The 569-nt window shown below is 55.7% G+C and carries 1 protein-coding gene; it reads left to right on the forward strand.

Annotated elements, in window-relative coordinates; translation table 11 throughout:
- Positions 1 to 569: type VI secretion system tip protein TssI/VgrG (gene tssI, locus BCT27_RS24265; RefSeq protein ID WP_133153397.1), on the forward strand; the 569-nt coding region annotated here is incomplete at both ends.

A 569-nucleotide genomic window follows, 5' to 3' on the forward strand; every position in this document is an offset into this window, starting at 1 on the left:
GAACACTATGATTACCCAGGCCGCTTCAAAAGCGATGCGGCGGGTAAGCCGTTTACCCAATACCGACTCGAGCATTTGCGCAGTGATGCGTTAACGGCAACCGCCTCCAGCACCATCATGCAGGTGGATGCGGGCATGGTGTTTGACTTGGAAGGCCACCCCGATGACACAACGAACCGGGATTGGATTGTGGTGACCATGCACAGTGAAGGCACGCAACCGCAAGCACTGGAAGAGCATGGCGGTGAAGGCATGACTTCGTTCCACAATACGTTTTCCGTTATCCCTGGCCATCGCCCTTGGCGTCCCATTCCGGAAGCCAAACCTTGTGTGCATGGCCCTCAAATCGCGATTGTCACTGGCCCTGCTGGCGAAGAAATCTTCTGTGATGAACACGGGCGCGTGAAAGTGCAGTTCCCGTGGGACAGATACGGCAACAGTGATGAAAGCTCAAGTTGTTGGGTGCGTGTCTCCCAAGGTTGGGCAGGCGGTCAATACGGCATGATGGCGATACCGCGCATCGGCCATGAAGTGATTGTCTCCTTCCTTGAAGGTGACCCTGACCAACC

The sequence above is a fragment of the Enterovibrio norvegicus genome (genome assembly GCF_002876705.1).
GTDB lineage: Bacteria > Pseudomonadota > Gammaproteobacteria > Enterobacterales > Vibrionaceae > Enterovibrio > Enterovibrio norvegicus_B.